Origin of the sequence: Paraburkholderia oxyphila NBRC 105797, from assembly GCF_000685075.1 — a bacterium.
In the GTDB taxonomy this organism is placed as follows: domain Bacteria; phylum Pseudomonadota; class Gammaproteobacteria; order Burkholderiales; family Burkholderiaceae; genus Paraburkholderia; species Paraburkholderia oxyphila.
Genome location: NZ_BAYD01000277.1, coordinates 1 through 1196 on the forward strand (window position 1 = coordinate 1; position 1196 = coordinate 1196).

Sequence of the window (1196 nt, forward strand, 5' to 3'; positions counted from 1 at the left end):
CAATGCTGATCAAGCCGTGTAAACGCGACTGATCGCGATTGATCATGCGTAAACTTTCGAATAACCACTGAAGATGGTCATTCCACTTCGTTTTATCGCGCCGCAGGGGTTCTGCGCGGACTTTTCGCCCGCGCTTCGCCCATTACGGGCGCACCTGTCCCGTAAATCGGCCTCGCGACAGGTAAAGGTTTGCCAGCGCGAGTGCAACGAAGGCGCGATTGGCGTTCTTCGCCAGACCCCGATAGCGCACCTTCGTGAAACCCCACAACCGTTTGACCACGGCGAACACATGTTCGACGCGGGCGCGAATCTTCGACTTGTTGCGGTTCTTGCGACGCGCCACTTCATCGACGCTGTCCTTGCGGCGCGTGCGCTGATTCGTGAAGTCGCGGGCTTTTGGGGCCTTGCCATGGATCAGTGTTTTCTGGCTCGCATACGCGCTGTCGCCATAGACCCGCTGCTCCTGGCCATGCAGAAGCTGTGGCAGCGGGTGTTTGTCGTGCACATTGGCGGCCGTGACGACCGCGCTATGCGTCAGTCCGCTCTGGCTATCCACGCCGACATGAATCTTCATGCCGAAATACCACTGCTGTCCTTTACGCGTCTGATGCATTTCAGGGTCCCGCGCTTTCTCCCTGTTCTTCGTCGAAGAAGGCGCGCCGATCAGCGTAGCATCCACAATCGTGCCGCTCTTGAGCTTCGCTCCGCGTGCCTGCAACACCCGGCCGACCTCGGCGAAGATTCGCTCGCCCAGCTTGTGCTCTTCCAGCAGGTGCCGGAATTTGAGCAGCGTCGTCGCATCCGGAACGGTTTCGCTGCCCAGGTCAATGCCCGCAAAACGGCGCAGGCTGAGGCTGTCGTACAACGCTTCTTCGCACGCAAGGTCAGCAAGGTTGAACCAGTGCTGCAAAAAATGAATCCGCAGCATGCGCTCCAGCGCGATCGGCGGCCGACCGTTGCCGCGTTTCGGGTAATACGGCTCGACTACCACGCACAGTTCCGCCCACGGCACGAGCCTATTCATTTCATCGAGGAACACCTCGCGTCGCGTAGGTTTGCGCTGCGCTCCGAATCCCGAGCATTGATCGACCGCCATCGCCAGTGTCAGTTGCTTCATCGTTTCTGCTTTTACCGTTGCATGTCCACGCTATAACGCATGACAGCCATGAGTGGTGGACTTGATCAGCATTGCCTTA

1 protein-coding gene is annotated in these 1196 nt (G+C 58.6%); it reads right to left on the minus strand.

Annotated elements, in window-relative coordinates:
* Positions 1 to 142: 142 nt before the first annotated feature.
* Positions 143 to 1117 (minus strand): IS5 family transposase, encoded by a 975-nt coding sequence (locus BO1_RS48910; RefSeq protein ID WP_028223786.1) that lies wholly within the window; start codon positions 1115 to 1117, stop codon positions 143 to 145.
* Positions 1118 to 1196 lie beyond the last annotated feature (79 nt).